General features: G+C 54.2%; 11 protein-coding genes. 10 read left to right on the top strand and 1 reads right to left on the bottom strand.

Features of this window, described 5'->3' with window-relative positions:
• Positions 1–55 precede the first annotated feature (55 nt).
• The 6 genes from KIH86_RS24530 (at position 56) to KIH86_RS24505 (ending at position 8,974) form a co-directional block, all read left to right on the top strand.
• Positions 56–2,284, top strand: coding sequence for an AraC family transcriptional regulator (locus KIH86_RS24530; protein WP_223083563.1), 2,229 nt, complete (start codon positions 56–58; stop codon positions 2,282–2,284).
• Positions 2,285–2,585: 301 nt separating this feature from the next.
• Positions 2,586–4,196, top strand: a complete 1,611-nt coding sequence (locus tag KIH86_RS24525) for an extracellular solute-binding protein (RefSeq protein ID WP_223083562.1) — start codon at positions 2,586–2,588, stop codon at positions 4,194–4,196.
• Between the two features lie 143 nt (positions 4,197–4,339).
• Positions 4,340–5,197: an ABC transporter permease gene (locus KIH86_RS24520; protein ID WP_262416435.1), complete on the top strand. Its 858-nt coding sequence runs from the start codon at positions 4,340–4,342 to the stop codon at positions 5,195–5,197.
• A gap of 33 nt (positions 5,198–5,230) precedes the next feature.
• Positions 5,231–6,103, top strand: a complete 873-nt coding sequence (locus KIH86_RS24515; protein WP_038693741.1) for a carbohydrate ABC transporter permease — start codon at positions 5,231–5,233, stop codon at positions 6,101–6,103.
• A 26-nt stretch (positions 6,104–6,129) separates the two neighbouring features.
• Positions 6,130–7,329, top strand: a complete 1,200-nt coding sequence (locus KIH86_RS24510) for an MFS transporter (RefSeq protein WP_223083560.1) — start codon at positions 6,130–6,132, stop codon at positions 7,327–7,329.
• A gap of 1 nt (position 7,330) precedes the next feature.
• Positions 7,331–8,974, top strand: a complete 1,644-nt coding sequence (locus KIH86_RS24505) for a hypothetical protein (RefSeq protein WP_223110719.1) — start codon at positions 7,331–7,333, stop codon at positions 8,972–8,974.
• Positions 8,975–9,128: 154 nt separating this feature from the next.
• Here KIH86_RS24505 and KIH86_RS29900 read toward each other — a convergent pair whose 3' ends face one another.
• Positions 9,129–9,263, bottom strand: a complete 135-nt coding sequence (locus tag KIH86_RS29900) for a hypothetical protein (RefSeq protein WP_268964239.1) — start codon at positions 9,261–9,263, stop codon at positions 9,129–9,131.
• Between KIH86_RS29900 and KIH86_RS24500 the strand changes: the two genes are divergently transcribed.
• The 4 genes from KIH86_RS24500 to KIH86_RS24485 all read left to right on the top strand — a co-directional run.
• Positions 9,262–10,521: a hypothetical protein gene (locus KIH86_RS24500; RefSeq protein WP_223083558.1), complete on the top strand. Its 1,260-nt coding sequence runs from the start codon at positions 9,262–9,264 to the stop codon at positions 10,519–10,521. The two genes, KIH86_RS29900 and KIH86_RS24500, sit on opposite strands and share 2 nt — an antisense overlap.
• 282 nt (positions 10,522–10,803) lie before the next feature.
• On the top strand, positions 10,804–13,716 hold the full coding sequence (locus KIH86_RS24495) for a glycoside hydrolase family 3 protein (protein ID WP_223083557.1): 2,913 nt from the start codon (positions 10,804–10,806) through the stop codon (positions 13,714–13,716).
• A gap of 590 nt (positions 13,717–14,306) precedes the next feature.
• Complete coding sequence (locus KIH86_RS24490; protein WP_235775582.1) at positions 14,307–17,678, top strand: carbohydrate binding domain-containing protein; 3,372 nt, start codon at positions 14,307–14,309, stop codon at positions 17,676–17,678.
• A 117-nt stretch (positions 17,679–17,795) separates the two neighbouring features.
• Positions 17,796–18,561: HTH domain-containing protein (locus KIH86_RS24485; protein ID WP_223110717.1), on the top strand; the 766-nt coding region annotated here is incomplete at its 3' end.

The following is an 18,561-nucleotide window of genomic DNA, read 5'->3' as shown; positions in this document are numbered from 1 at the left end:
TCATTGTTTCTAAATATTTAACCATTAAACAGATGAACTGACAGAGGTGGAACGGGTGAAAAATTGGTATCAAAAACAGCTTCTGTCCTATTTTCCGATTTTTCTGTTAACGATCACGGTGATCGTGCTGATCGGGATGGTCACGGTTTCGGACATTTCCCGGCGGGAGACCGAGCGGGCCAATGAGATTTTTGCCAAATACATTTCGGAGATGATCGTCGGCTCCCTCGATGAGGTGGAGCAGGCGTTCCTGAAGGAGTTCACGCTGAATGACGGCGTTATGGACTTTCTGGACGGCAAGTCAACCTCGCGGCAGGAGGATATCCAGCTGTATGAAGTCGCCTCCTCCCTCCGCTCGCTGAAGAATGATTATTCTCTCATTCAATCGATCTATTTGTACCGGGCCAGCGACGGACTGGTTATTATGTCGGACGGCAAATCCGAGATCAGCCAGTTCTACGACCGCGACTTTCTGAAGCGCCAACTGGCCGGTTCCCTGAATACGGAAGAGTGGTCGGAAGTCCGCACTGTTCCGAGCTACTACGATGACCGGCAGATCCCGGTGATTTCGCTGGTGAAGCGTCTGCCGATTCCGTTCGGCCAGGACGGCCTCGCCGTCATCAATGTGAATGTCGAAGGCTTCGCGAATGATATCCAGATGGGCAAGAACCGGAATCTCACTTATCTGGATGTTGTGGACCGGGACGGGCGGGTCGTGCTGACGTCAGAGAAGACCGTGCAGAGTGAAGAGGACCGGAGCAAGATTGTCTTTCTCGCGCAGCAACCGATTGACAATACAAGCTGGACGATCCGCAGCGGCATCAAATCCGGGCAGTTCTTTCAGTGGTTCGAGCTGATCTCCTACACCTGGATCGTGGTCGGTGTGGCGGTGGTTGTGCTCAGCACAATTTACGTCGTGTATATCTCCAAACGGAATTACAAGCCGATCGCCCTCATTCTGAACAAGCTCGAGACGATCCAGCTGAAGTCCGCCCTGAACAAGACGGAGGAAGGCGATGTACGGTTCATCGAGCATGCGCTGGAGGATTTGACCGACCAGATGAAGCAGTATGAGCGGGAGAGCCGAGACAATCTGCTGACGAGGAAGCGGCAGCTCTTGATCGATCTGATCGAAGGCTCCGTCACCGAGTTCGATGACTTCTGGCGGGAGCAGATTCCTCTGCTTCAGGAGGAGAGCGTAGACCAGTACAAGCTGTTCCTCGTTGCGGATATCGAGCTTGAGAGCTTGAATCTGGATGCGGAGGGACAATCCCTGGTCCGGCTTGCGCTGCAAAATATGCTGCTGGACTTCTTCAGCAGCGAGGAGTCGCCTTCCTGGTGCGAATGGATTTACGGGAACCGTCTGGGCATTATTGCTCCGACCGGAAGCAGCCCGTATTCGGAAGCCGGCATTATTGCGCTGACCGGTAAATGCCATGACTGGGTGAAGGGCCAGTTTGATCTTGCCTTCACGTTCGGGGCAGGGTATGCCTTCCAGCAGTGGCGGGACGTTCCGCGTTCCTACCAGGCAGCCAAGGAAGCGCTGGATTACCGGCTGACCCGGCGCAGTGCGACCGTCATTTTCGCAGACCGCATTCAAGAAGAAGCGGACCAGAAGTGGGTGCAGCTCTGGCCGGCGGTCACGGAGATTGCGGAAATGTTCCAGCTGCGCAATGAAGGCTGGTCCGGCAAGGTGGAGCTCCTCTTCGAGCAGTTCCAATCGCAGAGCATGAACGACCAGACGATCTATATGATGATCGGATCGCTGATGAAATGGATTCAGAAGAAAGCGGGGGAAGGGATACTCGTTCTGGACGATACCTCATCCCTGTGGAACGGCGGTAGCGAACCGGGAGCCCGGCTGAAGTTCGACAATCTGACTGCGCTGCAGGATGAGGTGCAGGAGATTTTACATGCCGCCTATGGGGAGTATGTCGCGATCTATGAGGGCGGCGGCTTCCATTCGACCATGCTTGAAATCCGCGAATATATCATGGCGCATTTCGATGACCCGGATTTGTCTTTGAAGCACTTAAGCGACCGGTTCCAGTTGAGCGGGAAAAATGTAAGCCAGCTCTTCAAGGAGGCATTCGGCGAGAACTTCGGCGACTTCGTTCAGCAGCTGCGAATCGGAAAGGCGAAGCGCCTGCTTGTAGAGTCCGAAATGCAGCAGCAGGAGATTGCTACGCTTGTGGGCTACTCCAACTCCATTACGTTCGGACGGATGTTCAAGCGTGTGACAGGCATGACGCCGGGCGAATTCCGGAGGCAAAATGCCGGTTAACCGCCTTGAATCGGAGACGGATTTCAGCTAATAAGCCCGGATAACCCTCTCATTATCATGTTATATAATATTACATAAACCGAAAAAAACCGCGTGATTATGCGATTTTTTTCGGTTTATTGCTTAAAATCGATTTATTGCGTCATGAATAGTGACGTTCATTCCGGTTTAGCGGCGGAAAACAAGTTTATTGATCCTTTTTCATGTGAGACTCCATACTGTGGATATTCCGAATGCGCCGTGACAGGCGGCAGCCGGGACAGACAGACAAACAAACAATCGGATAGGGGAGTGTAGTGGCATGGTACAACGCAAGAGCAGGTTCAAGCAGGTTACGAAGATGATGGTTCCTTTGACTTTGAGCGCATCCTTATTATTATCCGCGTGTTCCAAGTCGGAGGATTCGGCGACTGAAGCCAACGGCGGTTCGTCGGAGAAGGTTAAGCTGAAAGTAGAAGTCTTCGACCGGGGCAACTCTCCTTCGGGGATGACGATCAGCGACAACTATATGACGAACTACGTGCAGGAGAAATTCGGCACCCCGAACAACATCGATGTGGAGTATGTACCGGTTCCCCGCTCCGAAGAGACGCAGAAGCTGAACGTGATGATGGCGAGCGCCAACGACGTTCCCGACATTGTGTTCACCTATGATTCCGGTACGTTCTACCGCTATGCGACCCAAGGCGGGTTGACGGATGTGACGAAGCTGCTCGATGAGTACGGCCCCAATCTGAAGAAGTTCCTGGGCGAAGACACGCTGGCTTACGGCCAGGTGGACGGCGCTCAGCTGTCGATTCCCGGAAGACGCCTCGTGCTTGGCAAATATGCTTCCTACATCCGTCAGGACTGGCTGGACGCATTGAATCTGCCGGTGCCGAAGACGGCTGAAGAGCTGTACAACACGCTCGTAGCGTTCAAGGAGAAAGACCCCGGCAAGACGGGCGGCAAAGTCATTCCGCTCGGCATGAGCATCGCTCCGGCGCAGTTCGAGCCGCTGCTCTGGTCCTTCATTGAGCCGCTTACCGAGGAACAGAAATATACCTTGACGCAGAAGCTCGGCTCAGGCGACGATCCGATTCTGCTGCCCGGCTTCAAGGAAGGCCTGCGCTATATGAATAAACTGTACAACGCAGGATTGATCAGCAAGGATTTTGCGCTCGATGAAGACAAGAAGCAGCTGTGGCAGGACGTGCAGAACGGACTGGTCGGCGCTTATACGGAAGATGCGGGCGAGCTGTATTTTGAATACAACAACACGAACAAGAACCTTGAGACGAATGTGGCAGGTGCGAAGCTGACGCCGATCGATCTCTATACAAATTCCGAAGGAGTAACGGCTAAGCCAGGCTACACGCCGAATGCTATGTACATCATGATCCCGAAATCGAGCAAGCATGCGGTAGAGGCGATCAAATATCTCGACTGGATGGCCTCGGGCAACAACCTGTTCTTCATGCAAAATGGCGTGGAAGGCGAGAACTACACCATGGTTGACGGTATCCCGGTAGCGAAGGCCGATGCCCCGCAGGAAATTTCCGACCGGTTGTACAACTACGGCGATATGGCGATCATCGTGAACGGCAAATATATCGGCGATGACAAGAGCAATGCCGAAGCCTATATCCGCCAGGTTCCGGAAGAATATCAGGATCTGATGAGAACGTCTGTCGAAATCTCCAACACGAACAAGATCGAGCCGGTCGTTATGCCGGTGCCGATCGAAGCCGAATCGAAGTACGGCAGCGGCCTCGAGAGCAAATATAAAGAAATCGTCGTCAAGGCGACCATGGTCAGCACCGACAAATTTGACAGCACCTACGACTCGCTGATGAAGGAATACATGGCGGGCGGCGGACAGGCCATCCAGGATGAGCGCACGAAAGTCTACAACGAAATGATTAAGAAGTAAGGAATGATCTAAAGTTCTAAAGTTCAAGTCCGGCGGGGCTGGCGCCCGCGAATCAGGCAGTCAGCCCTTAAGGACCGTTCAAGAAGGAGGCGTCCCCCGTGAGAGCGAGCATTTACTACAAGAGATACTGGCGGCTGTATGCCATGCTGCTGTTCCCCCTGATTTATTTCTTCATCTTCAAATACGGCCCGATGTACGGCGTGCAGATCGCGTTCAAGGATTTCAACTTCTTCCAGGGCATTTCCGGCAGCAAGTGGATCGGCCTGGACGGATTCCGTGAAGTATTTAACAATCAGGAGTTCTTCAAAACACTGCGCAATACGCTGATGCTGAACTTTCTGGATCTGCTGGTTTCCTTTCCGGCCCCGTTGATCCTCGCCATTATGCTCTATGAACTGAATATCAACTGGTTCAAGCGTCTGTCGCAGACCATTCTGTACATTCCGCACTTTATTTCCTGGGTGATCATCGGCGGTATCGTCTATCAGGTGTTCGGCACCCAATCCGGCATGATCAACAATCTGCTTGGAGCGTTTGGCATGGATGCCATTCCTTTTCTCACGGAAAAACAGAGCTGGCTGGTCACCTATCTCATCACAGGCGTCTGGCAGAGCGCAGGCTGGGGAACCATTCTGTATCTGGCCGCTCTGACCGGCATTAACCGCGAATTGTTCGAAGCGGCCGAGATCGACGGCGCGAACCGCTTCCAGCGCATCTGGAACATCTCGATTCCGGGATTGAAGACCACGATTGTGACTCTGCTCATTATCCAGCTTGGTAACATGATCAGCATCGGCTTCGAACGTCCTTACGTTATCGGCAATATGGCGGTTCGCGACTATTCGGATGTTCTCAGCACCTTTGTGTACCGAATGGGCATCGAGTCCGGACAGTATACGATTGCGACGGTTGTCGGCTTGTTCCAGGCGGTTGTCGGGCTGATCTTCCTGCTGATCGCGAACTTCGCGTCGAAGAGACTGACGGGCGACGGCATTATCTAAAGACAGCTAATAGAGATACAGGGAGTGGGATTCATGAGTGAAAAACATGCCAATCGCCTATTCGATATTTCGAATATCGTACTCATTACGTTGGCCGTAGTGATTTGCATTGCACCTTTCTTCCATATTATTGCAATATCCCTCAGTTCATCCCGGTCGATCATGTCGGGCAAAGTCACGCTGTTCCCGATGGAGATTACCTTTGAAGCGTACAAGCAGGTATTCGGCGACAGCTCCATGCTGCGCTCGCTCGCCTACACGATCTTCCTTACGCTGGTCACAACCGTTTCCAGTATGCTGATGACGATTCTGGCGGCATACCCGCTTGCGAAATCGAGTCTGCGCTGGAAAAGCCTGTTCATGCTCATTATCGTCATTACGATGTTCTTCAGCGGCGGCATGATTCCGGAATATTTGCTCATCCGTGATCTGGGACTGGTCAACACCACCTGGTCGCTCGTACTGCCGAATCTGATCAGCCCGTTCTACCTCATCATTCTGATTACCTTCTTCAAAGGCATTCCGGAATCGCTGGAGGAAGCGGCCGAAATCGATGGAAGCAATCACTTCAGAACGCTGTGGAACGTCATCCTTCCGCTGTCCGCTCCGGTACTGGCCACGCTCAGCCTGTTCTATGCCGTGAACCGGTGGAACGGATTTCAGGATACGCTCATGTACATCACGAAGCCCGAGCTGTATCCGCTGCAGCTGAAGCTGTACCAGATTGTGAGCAATGCCCAGGCCAGCGATCTGATGCGCAGCGAAGGGGTCGGCATGTTCAAGGTTTTGCCGGAAGGGATTAAAGCGGCAAGCGTTATCTTTGCAACCATTCCGATTCTGCTTGTGTATCCGTGGCTGCAGCGTTACTTCGTGAACGGAACTATGGTTGGCGCAGTGAAAGGATAATGAATGTCAAATAGAAGGTGTGCATAATGACAAGGCCGACACGGCTGAAAGGCTTAACTAGCGTTTTGTTTCGCCTGCGGGGATTTTATCTGCTGACCGGGTTGGCCGGAGGCCTGCTGAATCCGTATATCAGCACCATTTTTATCGATCAGGGCTTGAACCGGGACCGGGTGGGCATGATTATGGCGGTCTCCTCGTTTCTTGTTATCGCCGCCCAGTTGTTCTGGGGAAGAATGGCGGACAAGTACCGCATGACCAAGCTGATTCTCATATTGAGTCTGGGTGTTCCGGCTATCGCCGCTCTGCTGTTCCAATTGCCGTCAGTTACGCTGATGATTATGAGCTATATGATCTATATTGCTTTTACCGCGCCGCTAGCCCCGGTGAGTGACGCCTACGCTGTAACGGCGGCTTATGCCGCAGGCTCATCTTATGGAACGATCCGCTGCTTCCAGAGCATCGGGAACGCGTTCGGAGGTTATATCGCAGGGTCGTTCGTTGCGGCCTATGCGCCGAAATATCTGGGCATCCCGTTTCTCTTGTTCACCGTAATTGGAATTCTCATCATTCTCGGCTTTCCCAAGCAGTCGGAGATCAAGGTCAAGACCAAGAGCTTCTCCGGCGGACTGTCCGGGCTGCTGTACAATAAGACGGTGCTGCTGTTTCTGCTCGCCTGCCTGCTCATCAATCAAACGTTGACTGCGTTTAACACCTATTTTGTGGTGGTATTCCAGATGGCAGGCGGCAGCTACCAATGGTCGGGCATCGCCCTGATGATTGCCGCTTTCTCCAATGTTCCCTCCATGTTCCTGTCGGCGTATATCATCAGGCTCTTCGGTGTGGAAAAAACGATGCTTCTCGGAGCACTCGCCTATATTTTGCGTTGGGGCATCCAGTTCATGTTCCCGGTTCCGTCCGTGATGGTAGGCGTGCAGGTGCTGCAAGGCCTGTCCTTCGGTCTCCTGTACGTGACGGCGGTGGAATTCATGGTGCGGATCGTGCCGGAGGAATTGCGCACGACCGGGCAGAGCATTCTGTCGATCGTCTTCTCCGGACTTGCCGGCATGCTCGGCAATTTGCTGAACGGCTATTTGCTGGAAGCGGGCGGACCGTCCGCCATGAACCTGTCCTGTACGATCAGCGCCGCGCTAGGCGCGCTGCTGCTGCTTGTCATTACAAGAACAAGGAAAGGGGCGATGACCGATGCCAAGCAATCCCCGTCTTGAGATGACGGAACAACAGCTGTATCTTGTCAGTCAGGCGATGAAGGAAATGGACGCCCATTTTGACCGGGAAGGATATATGGTCTGCGAAGAGGTGAAGGGCGAGTGGTGTCATGCGACAAGAGAAAGCGCCCATTACGCTCTGGGCCTGCTGCTGCGAGATGAAGGGAAGGATGCGGAGACCGCCGTCAAAGTCATAGATCGCGTGCTGGACATGCAGCTTACGGCCGACGGTGAAATCTATGACGGCACGTTCGTTCAGTCCCCGCAGCGGCCCCGGCCTCCCGCCGGCTATACGGCCTGGGGAGTCTTCCCGCCGGGTTACGGGTATGCCAATCCGGATGCGATGGATGAGGTGTACCGGCGTTTTGCTGAGTATGCGGGCCTCAAGGAACCGGAGCTCTTCGAGTTGTTCCGCAGAGCGGCGGATGAAGTCTATCCCAGAGTGTGGAGAAGCTTCGACCCGAACTGGCGGGAGTTCATTGCATGCACGTTCGCGCTGATTCTGGAGCATTTTGAGGAGAAGCTGCCGAAGGAGCAGGTGGAGGAGATCGACCGTGCCATGCAGCGGACGGTCTCGGCCTCGCTCGAACGATTCCTGTCGCAGTCGATTCCTACGAATACCAATATCGAGCTGATGCATCTGTTCATCTCGCATTACTACGGACACCGGTATGAGTCGCTGGAATGGACAGTGCATGCCGAGCTCGGCGCCATGCGGCTGCTGCAGGATTACCGGGAGTTTCACTCGTTCGCCGAGTTTAACTCCAGCACGTATTACGGCGTCGACCTGACCGTGCTGGGGATGTGGCGGCGGTACAGCCGGACCGATTCCTTCAAGGGAATCGGGCAGGAGATGGAGCATGGCCTGTGGGAGGATATCGCCGATTTCTACGAGCCGAATCTGGAGAATCTCTGCGGTCCCTTTGCCCGCAGCTATGAGAATGAGATCACCGAGCACAGCTCCATCGGAGTGTTCCTGTATTTGGCGCTCGGGGAGGATTACCGGCATTTGACCGGGGTGAATTGCGAGACAAGCCATGATCCGATGATCGCCCTGGTCGGCACCGATGTGCCGGAGGCCGTGCGCATGAAGCTGAGCGCCTCCCAAGGGGAGCGTTCCATCTTCAGAAGGTTCAAGGAGCTGTGCGAGCGGGATCTGCCCGGCCATAACCGCCATGTCTGCGCGGCGAGCGCCTGGATCACCCCGGCGCTGATGATCGGCGGCATGTCCGGCAGCCGGAACACGAACGGGCAGATGCACAACGCCACCGCCCATTGGCTCGCGGGCGACGGCAAGCGATATACGCTGCGCATGGTCCGCCGGGCTGTCGGCGAGACCTGGAACTCGCATCTGCGCGGCATGGCCTTTAACGCGGAGGCCTCGGAGCGGCGGCTCGACATCGCCGCGGAATTCCACAGCGAGACCCCGGTCGAGCTCGTCTTCGAGATCGGCGGCGAGGACGTCAGCGGCGTGGAGATCGCGCCGGGCCGGTGGAATCTGCCCGGCCTCACGGTCTCCGTCGAGGCCGATGCCCCCGAGCCGGTGCTGCTGCATACCGGCACGAAGGCGGAGATCGTCTATCCCGTGCATACCGGGGAACGGGTATGGGAGAAGATGAGGTTTGTGTTGAGGTTTGAGGGGTAGCAGTAACTTGATTTAGTAAGGCATGGACGTTCTAATATGACGTTCATGCCTTATTAGCATTATAAAGTCCCGGCATCTAACTCCAAAATCAGTTAAACTGGAAGAGTATACCCGAACGGCGATCGGCAGCGGCCTTGGAATCATCCCTATCCGTTTAAATCTGGAGTGTGAGCCAAATGGCGAGAAAATCCGAATTGGAAATCGTATTGAACAGCTTGTCCAAAGATGAACTCATCGGCATAATTGTCCAGGCTGCCGGCGAGGACAAGGTGCTGAAGAACGCGCTCATGTTCAAATATGCAACAAGCAGTCTTTCGAAGCAGATCCAATCCTTCAAGAAGCTGATTACTTCGGTTGTGAAGAAGCATTCTGGACCGGAGGGTCTTATAGGTTACAGAGATACTTATGGATTCACGGAAGATATGCTCGGTTTGCTGGGGGATGCGAATGAAGTCAAAAAGACCGAAGAGAAGCTGGAAATGACGTTGGTTATTCTGGAGGAGGCATTTGAGGCGTTTCAATATGCTGATGATTCAGACGGCGAAATCGGAATACTGATTCAGCAGACTTTAGATAGCGTGTGGGAAATTGTGAATAGTCTTGATCAAGAGGAAGCAACTGACCGGAAACTTGTGTTTAAGCGCTTGTTAATGATGGGGAGTAGCCCTGTTTTTCAGGGATGGGAAGAATGGCGCATCAACCTGTTCAACATCTGTGCCGAATTTGCCGATATGGAACCGCTCCGGATTCAGCTTAGAGCTGCGATTGAGAGTCGGCTTGCCGCTAATCAAGGAGAAGCTTACACAGACTATGCCAATGAAGGTCTGCTGAAAATTTTGTTTCGCCTTGTACAGCAATATGAACCGCAAGAACAGGCGGACAAGTTTGTAGAGGACCATCTCCATTACACCTTCTTTAGAAATTGGGCTATAGAAGAGAGTATGGAGCGCGGAGATTTCGGTCATGCACTCGAATTGGCGGAGTCGGGAGAACTACTGGACAAGGAATTTCCGGGACTGGTTCTCAAGTGGAAAAAGGCAAGATACGACGCGTATAGAGAATTGTCCTTGAGACGTGATCAGGCAGCGCTTGCCAAGGAACTTTTGTTAGATGGTGAATATAGCTATTATTTGGAATTGGAGTCTCTGACCGAAGGAGATAAGGACGAGTTTTACCACAGTATGCTTGTGGAATTGAAGGCTGCAAGGAATTGGAGAGCGAGAGATGTCTATCTTAAGCTCATACACGAGAAGAACGACCAGGCAGAAATGCTGGATTATGTGAGGGCCAACCCGGATGCAATCGAAGAATATGCCGAGCGCTTGTCAACAAATTATCCGGAGGAGATCAGGCAGATTTATAACCAGTATATCCAGCGGGCGGCGCGATTATCGTCCAACAGAAGCAGCTATAAGCGTGTATGCTCCATGCTGCGCCGATATGGGAGGATTGCGGGTAAGGAGAGTCAAACTGAGATCATTCATCAATTTAGGACGGAGTATGGCAAACGTCCGGCTTTCATGGACGAACTGGCGAAACTGAAATGACAACAAGTCATTTTTAGTTCGCGGTAATGGAATTGGATTACTGCATAGGCGAAATCAGCCTCTATTCTTAATTAGAGATGTACCCCAACACCGCTCTCCGCCGCATAGCAGCTTTCAATGGCGGAGGGCTTTATAGGGTTATCTTACCGAAATGCCACCGCTTTCTTTGGCTGCGTCGACTTATTACTTTTTATGTCGAATTCTATATGAAAACGCCTCTAATTTTACGGGTATCCCCTCGGTCCGTTATAGCTTACAATGCGCCTGAAGGAGATGATAACGATGTCCGCATTAATCGAATACCCATTTCAGAATACTTCTCTGCCGCTCGAAGAGCGGGTAAATGACCTGGTCTCCCGCTTCACGCTGGAGGAAAAGGTAGAGCTGATGGTTCAATATCAGGCTGCTGTCGAGCGGCTTGGTGTGAAAGCGTATAAACATGGAACGGAAGCGGCACACGGCATGGCCTGGCTCGGAGAGGCTACGGGATTCCCGCAGCCGATCGGTCTTGGATGCACCTGGGACACGGAGCTGATGAAGCGCATTGGCAGCGTGATCGGCGATGAGGCGCGCGGCTTCTACCGGCGCAATCCGGAGATCAACGGACTGACGCTGTGGGCGCCGACGGTGGATCTGGAGCGCGATCCGCGCTGGGGACGCACGGAAGAAGCGTATGGCGAAGATCCGATCCTGACCGGCAAGCTGGCATCCGCACTCGTTCAGGGTATCCAGGGCGAACATCCCGTTTACTTGAAAGCGGTTGCCACGCTGAAGCACTTTATAGCGAACAACAACGAGGTCGGCCGGGGCGACGCTTCGGTCAGCATCGATCCCCGCAATATGCGCGAATATTATTTGAGAGCATTTGAAATTCCGTTCAAGGAAGGCGGCGCCCAGTCGATGATGACGGCGTACAATGCCATCAACGGCGTGCCGGCCAACTTGAGTACGGATGTGAAGGCGATCGTGAAGCAGGAATGGGGCATGGACGGCTTCGTCGTGAGCGACGCCTTTGACGTAACGGGCACGGTGCGCGACCATGGCTATCTCGATTCGTTACAGGAAGCGGTTGCCCGCTCGGTCAAGGAAGGCGGCATCGACAGCATTACGGACGATTCGGAAGTAATCAAGCAGGCGCTGCGTGAAGCGCTTGAAGAAGGACAGCTGGAAGAGAGTGACCTGGACGTGGCGCTTCGCAACACGTTCCGCGTCCGCTTCCGCCTCGGCGAGTTCGACCCCGAGGAAGGCAATCCTTATGCGGCGATCGATGAGTCCGCCATCTTGCGTCCGGAGCATGCCGAGCTGTCCCGGGAAGCCGCCCGCAAAGCGGCGGTGCTGCTGAAGAATGACAGCGGGCTGCTTCCGCTTCAGGCGGACAAGCTTAACAAGGTCGCCGTCATCGGGCCGCTCGGCGGCATCGTATACCGCGACTGGTACAGCGGCTCGCTGCCGTATGCAGTAACGCCGCTTCAAGGCATCCAGGAGAAGCTGGATGGAGCCGGCACAGCAGGGAAGACGCTCTTCGCCGGCGGTACAGACCGCATCCGGTTGAAGTCGAAAAAGACCGGCAAGTATGTGCGGATTCAGGCAGGGGAGCAGGCGGCATTGGCCGCTGCGGCGGAGAATGCGGAAGAAGCTTCAGTATTTGAGATGACGGATTGGGGCTGGGGCAGCCATACACTGATCGCTGAAGAGAACGGTCGCTACCTCACAACCGACGATCGTGTCGTGAAAGCGTCGGCGGATCAGATTTGGGAGTGGTTCACGAAGGAAGTCTTCCTGGTGCAGCCTGCTGAAGGCGAGCCGCAGAGCGTAACCTTCTCGACGTGGAATGGAACTCCGGTGACGGTGAATGCCGAATCGGGCGAGCTGCTGGTCGGCGACGGCCAGGCAGCGGAGACGGCGAACGAGATTAACGTGGCGGGGGCCGCCGAAGTGTCAGGCGAGGAAGAGAAGGCGATCGGCGCCGAAGTGTTCGAAGTCGAAATGATCACGAACAAGCTGGAAGCCGCGAAGGAAGCAGCGGGCGAAGCGGATCTGGCGGTCGTATTCGTCGGCAACCACCCGCTGATTAACGGCAAGGAGACGATTGACCGGCCGGATATCACGCTTCCTGAATCACAGGAGAAGTTGATTCAGGAAGTGTATGCCGCCAACCCGAATACGGTTGTCGTGGTCGTGGGCAGCTATCCGTATGCCCTGAACTGGGTGGACGCCAATGTGCCGGCCGTTCTGTATACGACCCATGTCGGCCAGGAGCTTGGCCATGCGCTGGCCGATGTGCTGTTCGGTGATGCGAACCCTGCTGGACGCCTCAACATGACGTGGTATAAATCCGTTAACCAACTGCCGGACTTTATGGATTACGATATTATCAAGAACGGCAGAACGTATCAATATTTTGAAGGCGAGGTCCTGTATCCGTTCGGACACGGCTTATCCTACACCTCTTTCCGCTATGATGAGCTTCGCCTTGCCGAGGATCATCTGTCGGCCGGCGCAGATCAGGAGATCAACCTAACCTGCCGGGTAACCAACAGCGGCAGCCTGCCGGGCGAAGAAGTGGTGCAGCTCTACGGACGCGCAGAGCAATCCCGCGTGAAGCGTCCGCGGAAGCAACTGCTGGCTTTCCGGCGGGTGCTGCTGCAGCCGGGCGAGTCGGCTGACGTGGAGTTCACCCTCCCGCTGGCACAGCTGGCGATGTGGGACGTGACCCGCGAGCGCTACTGCATCGAGAACGGCTTTTACACGATCATGGCTGGCGCCTCCTCGGAGAACCTGCCGCTTGCGGCCGCGCTGGACGTTGCGGGCGAGACCATTCCGCCGCGCGACCTGAAGCAGACGACCAAAGCGATTAATTACGACAGCTATGAAGGCATGCTGATCGGAGAATGCGCCGAAGGCGGCAGCGCAGCCGAAGTGAAGGATCGCAGCGGCTGGATCGGCTTCGCGGACGCGGAATTTGAAGACGGCGCAGGCACTCTGCAGGTCCGCGCGGCAAGCACGGCGGATGCCGTGATCGAGGTCCGGCTGGGGTCTCCGGAAGGTCCGCTCGCGGGACGGACGGCCTTGAAAGCCGGCGGCGCCCAGGAATGGCGCGACTACAGCTGCGAGCTGAGCGGCGTAAGCGGGCGGCAGAATGTGTATCTCGTTGTATCCGGCGCCGCTGCGATCAGCCGGTTCCAGTTCGCCTGATGCGGTTCCAGCTCGTTTGATACGGTTGAAATTTGCTTGTCCTTTCCTAAATGGTAAAGTGGCTCTAGCGCAATAAGTCAGACCTGTAAGCCGCTTCCGGCGATCTCCGGAAGCGGTTTTTCGTATGAGCTTTGGAGAGCCGGGCGATCCGGGCAGGCTTCAGCAAATGTCTCGGTTCCTCTGCACTTAAGCTGAACGATTCTATTAATTAGCACTAGAGCAACATAGAGAGACACCTGCACTGATGGAGCAGCCTCACATTCGCTCATAAGCCAGGTCTGTTCGGTAAAAATATTTTTTCACCCATATATTGACAAGGTTTTCAAAGCATGATATTTTCTTGTTGGAAAACCGGTTTCCCTATGGCGGAGTATTTAGTTGGGAAGGTACTGAATGCTGGCGGCACGGTCACGATCTTAAGCAGGCAAGCCGGAGAAGACGGGCAGACAGAAGCAGGTTCGTAAGAAACCAGGGGCGAAAGGGGGACGAGCAGCAGCAAGGAGGACAGGCATAGGCAAGAGGCCAAGCGGCAGTAAAGAAGCCAACTTAATGTAAGCGCTTCAAAATAAAAATAAGGAGGAATTGAATTGATGATTCGCAAGCGTTGGTTATCGCAAATCCTTAGTGCCGTCATGTTTTTGTCTATCATCATGAACGTCTTCATCATTCCGCCGAAGCAGGTGCAAGCGGCAAGTATCGGCACTGTGGACGAGAACGACACGATCTACCAGATTATGGTCGACCGGTTCTACGACGGCGATCCGTCGAACAATGCGACTGGCTCCGCCATCCGGTACGCAGAGGACTCCGAAGAAGATTTCCGCTATATGAAAGGCGGAGACTGGCAAGGCGTTATCGACAAACTTCCCTACATCCACGACATGGGCTATACAGCGATCTGGATCTCGCCTGTCGCTGAGCCGCAGGTGACGAACCGCGATAACAACGGCACTGGCCGCAACACGGCCTATCACGGCTATAACGTGAAGGACCCGAACGCTGCGAACCCTTACTTCGGCACAAAGGAGAAGCTGAAGGAGCTTGTAGACAGTGCGCATGCGCTCGGCATCAAAGTCGTCATTGACGTTGTTCCCAACCATATCGGCGATTACATGCTGGGGACCCAAGCTTACTACGATATCTTCAGCCTGCAACCGGCCGCACCGTTCAACAACCCGTCCTGGTACCACCACAACGGGGACATTAATTGGTCTCTGGTCGACGGCAACTACACGCAGTGGGCTCAGGATTATATGGAGAATCACGACTTGGCCGGACTCGACGATATCGACTTCGACGTTCCTGCAGCGAAGTCTGCAATCTTCAGCTCGATCAAGGGCTGGTTTGATTACACGGGAGCCGATGGCGCCCGCGTCGATGCAGCCAAGCTGATGAAGCCGACCGACATCGGCGATCTGCAGAATCTGCTCGGCGTGAACACGTTCGGGGAGAACTTCGACGGCAACGCGGAATTTGTCTCGCGCTGGGTTGGTGCGAACAAGGAATGGGGTATGCTCGACTTCCCGCTGTTCTTCTCTGTCTTGAACAGCTTCGCTTATGGTCAATCATTCGATTCGAACATCAAGAGCACACTGGCTTTGGACTCCTACTATAACGGCAATGCCAACCACATGGTCACATTCATCGACAACCACGACCGCAACCGGTTCCTGACCGAAGCAGGTGGAAGCGTAGCTAAACTGCAAAACGCCCTGACCTTCATCTTTACGGTTCGCGGTGTGCCCGTTGTCTTCCAAGGCACGGAGCAGGACAAAGGCAACGGCAACGGCTCCATTATCAGCGGCGGCATCGCCGACACCTGGAACCGCTGGTCAATGGTGAAGCGTGACGCGAACGGCAACGTCATTCAGAACTACTTCAATGAGAATACGGACACCTATCAATACGTCGCCAAGCTGAATCAAATTCGCAAAAACTACGAGGCTCTGCGCAAAGGAACCCAGCGTGAGATGTGGTCGGCGCAGAACCTGTACGCATTCTCCCGCCGGGTGGACAGCGGAACGAATGCTGGACAGGAAGTCATCTCCGTATTCAGCAATGCTTCCAGCGGTACGCAGACGGTCACGATCCCGCTTCGCACGGAAAGCACGCTGCCGGTGGGTACGGTTCTCGTGAACCAGCTGAATCCTTCGGATACAGTAACCGTTGCTTCCGGAGGCACAACAGGCAAGCAAATTACGGTAAGCGTCGGAGCAAATGCGGCTAAAATCTATGCGAAGGCATTGGCGGACACGACAGCTCCATCCGTGCCGGCGAATGTTGCGGTAACTGCACTTAGCGCTTCCAGCTTGAAGGTGAACTGGACGGCATCGACGGACAACGTCGCGGTCACCGGTTATGAAGTGTATCGCAACGGAACACTTGTAGGCACAACGAGCAGCACCTCGTATACGGACAGCAATCTTACGGCCAATACAACTTATTCCTATACGGTGAAGGCTTATGATGTGGCGGGCAATAAATCTGCGGCGAGTTCGCCGGCGGCAACGGGGACCACTTTAACCCCGGATACGGAAGCGCCGAGTGTACCGCAGAATGTAACCGCGACATCGTCTTCATCTTCATCAGCAACGGTCACATGGAGCGGATCGACAGACAACGTTGCGGTGACGGGCTATGAAGTGTACCGGGATGGCGTCAAGGTCGGTACGACCGCGACGACTTCGTATACGGATACGGGGCTTGCGGCGAGTACGTCATACTCGTATACAGTGAAGGCCTACGACGCAGCCGGCAATCTGTCGGCATTTAGCGCGGCGGCTTTGGCCACGACAGCGGCAGGCAATAATGTAACGATCTATTACAAGCAAGGTTACACGACGCCATATATTCACTACCGTCCGGCAGGAGGAACATGGACGACTGCTCCGGGCGTGCCGATTCCGGCTTCCGAATATACCGGATACAACAAGATCACGATCAACATCGGCACAGCAACGCAGCTCGAAGCATGCTTCAACAACGGCAGCGGTACATGGGATAGCAATAACGGCAGCAACTACCTGTTTGGAGTCGGCACATGGACATACACCCCGACAGGCAGCATCGTGTCAGGTAAGCCGAACGTCGACACGACCGCACCAAGCGTACCTCAGAACGTAACCGCGACCTCGTCTTCAGCTTCATCAGCAACGATCACATGGACCGCATCGACGGACAACGTGGCGGTGACCGGTTATGAAGTGTACCGCGACGGCACCAAGGTCGGAACTACGGCTACAACGAGCTACACGGATACGGGCTTGGCTGCAAGTACGACCTACACTTACACAGTGAAGGCGTACGATGCAGCGGGTAACCTGTCCGCGGCGAGTGGAGCGGCAACAGCCACGACTTCGGCTGGCAGTACGGCGACGATCTATTACAAGAATGATTCGTTCGCCTCGAAGTACATTCATTACAAGCTGGACGGAGCTTCGACCTGGACGACATCGCCGGGTGTTCAGATGAACTCGTCCTCGTACGCCGGTTACAGCGTAGCCACGATTCAACTCGGCACGGCGACGGGTCTGACGGCGGCGTTCAACAACGGCAGCGGTACATGGGATAACAACAGCAGCAACAACTATCACTTTGGCACCGGCGCATCCAGCTTGGTGAGCGGCAATCTGTACACGGGAGAGCCGCAAGCGGACAGCGTAACGTTCCGGGTGACGGTGCCGTCGAATACGCCCGCCAGCGGTCCGGTGTATATCTCAGGCAGCTTTAACAGCTGGAACGTGGCAGATAGCGCCTACCAGCTGACTAAAGGCAGTGACGGTGTTTACAGCATTACGCTGAACTTGCCGGCGGGAACGGCAGTAACATACAAATTCACGAGAGGCTCGTGGACGAGTGTGGAAGCGACGTCCAGCGGAGCGGACATCTCGAACCGGACACTGACGCCGTCCGGCGGTCCGCAGACCATTCAGGTTACGGTTGCTCGTTGGAAGGATCTATAAGGAGAATAAAAAAGGCCGGACTGTTAAACTGGTCCCCATAGACTGGACACTTGAAAAAAAGTGTTTAGGCTGTGGGGGCCATTTTGTATACTGGTATTAGCATCAAGGGAGGGCACTATGAGTAAAAAACTTTTTTCCAAGGCAGAACAAGATCAACTCTCAAAGAACAAGTACATCACGAAAATAAGCGACAAAGCCGTTACTTACTCAGATGAGTTCAAACGGTTATTCATAGACCAATATATGGAGGGCAAGACGCCAAGAGAGATTTTCATAGCCCAAGGGTTCGATGTAGAAATTCTAGGAATGAAGCGTGTCGAACAGAGTGCGGACCGTTGGAAAAAAGCTTATGAACGGGGCGGAATCATTGGTCTGGCGGATTCCCGTAAAGAATCCTCAGGACGTTCGCTTAGTCGAGAAAGGACACCAGAAGAGATCATCGCGAAGCAGGATGCACGAATTAAACTTCTGGAATCTCAACTTGAACTGTTAAAAAAAGCCGACACGAAAGAAAGGTGGCTGGTAGCCAAGGGAAGAAACCTAAGCAAGAATAAGCTGTTTGAACTTATTCATGACGCCGTAGAGCAAGGATTCAAGCGAATGACGCATTATCTATGCGAGCTGCTTAACGTCTCACGCTCGGGGTACTACAGCTATCTTAAGGCCGCAGATTCCCGCATAAAGCGAGCCCGATTGGACGCAGAGGTGGGCGAGTTAGTCAAGAAGGCGTTCTGTAGAAGAGGCTTTAAAAAGGGCGCTCGTTCAATCAAAATGGTCCTGGAAAATGACTTCGACATCATCTATAACCGGAAACGGATTCGCCGCCACATGCGGAATCTAAACCTCGTTTGTCCTCACCGAAAACCCAATCCTTACCGGCAAA

This window comes from Paenibacillus sinensis, from assembly GCF_019904155.1.
Lineage (GTDB): Bacteria > Bacillota > Bacilli > Paenibacillales > Paenibacillaceae > Paenibacillus_AQ > Paenibacillus_AQ sinensis.
Note: the sequence above shows the minus strand (reverse complement) of the source record. Positions and strands in the feature narration are given on the sequence as shown.

Coding starts and splice junctions, on each gene's coding strand:
- KIH86_RS24525 (WP_223083562.1), top strand. CDS start 2,586: ATGGTACAACGCAAGAGCAGGTTCAAGCAGGTTACGAAGATGATGGTT.
- KIH86_RS24520 (WP_262416435.1), top strand. CDS start 4,340: ATGCTGCTGTTCCCCCTGATTTATTTCTTCATCTTCAAATACGGCCCG.
- KIH86_RS24515 (WP_038693741.1), top strand. CDS start 5,231: ATGAGTGAAAAACATGCCAATCGCCTATTCGATATTTCGAATATCGTA.
- KIH86_RS24510 (WP_223083560.1), top strand. CDS start 6,130: ATGACAAGGCCGACACGGCTGAAAGGCTTAACTAGCGTTTTGTTTCGC.
- KIH86_RS24505 (WP_223110719.1), top strand. CDS start 7,331: ATGACGGAACAACAGCTGTATCTTGTCAGTCAGGCGATGAAGGAAATG.
- KIH86_RS24500 (WP_223083558.1), top strand. CDS start 9,262: ATGTTCAAATATGCAACAAGCAGTCTTTCGAAGCAGATCCAATCCTTC.
- KIH86_RS29900 (WP_268964239.1), bottom strand. CDS start 9,263: ATGAGCGCGTTCTTCAGCACCTTGTCCTCGCCGGCAGCCTGGACAATT.
- KIH86_RS24495 (WP_223083557.1), top strand. CDS start 10,804: ATGTCCGCATTAATCGAATACCCATTTCAGAATACTTCTCTGCCGCTC.
- KIH86_RS24490 (WP_235775582.1), top strand. CDS start 14,307: ATGATTCGCAAGCGTTGGTTATCGCAAATCCTTAGTGCCGTCATGTTT.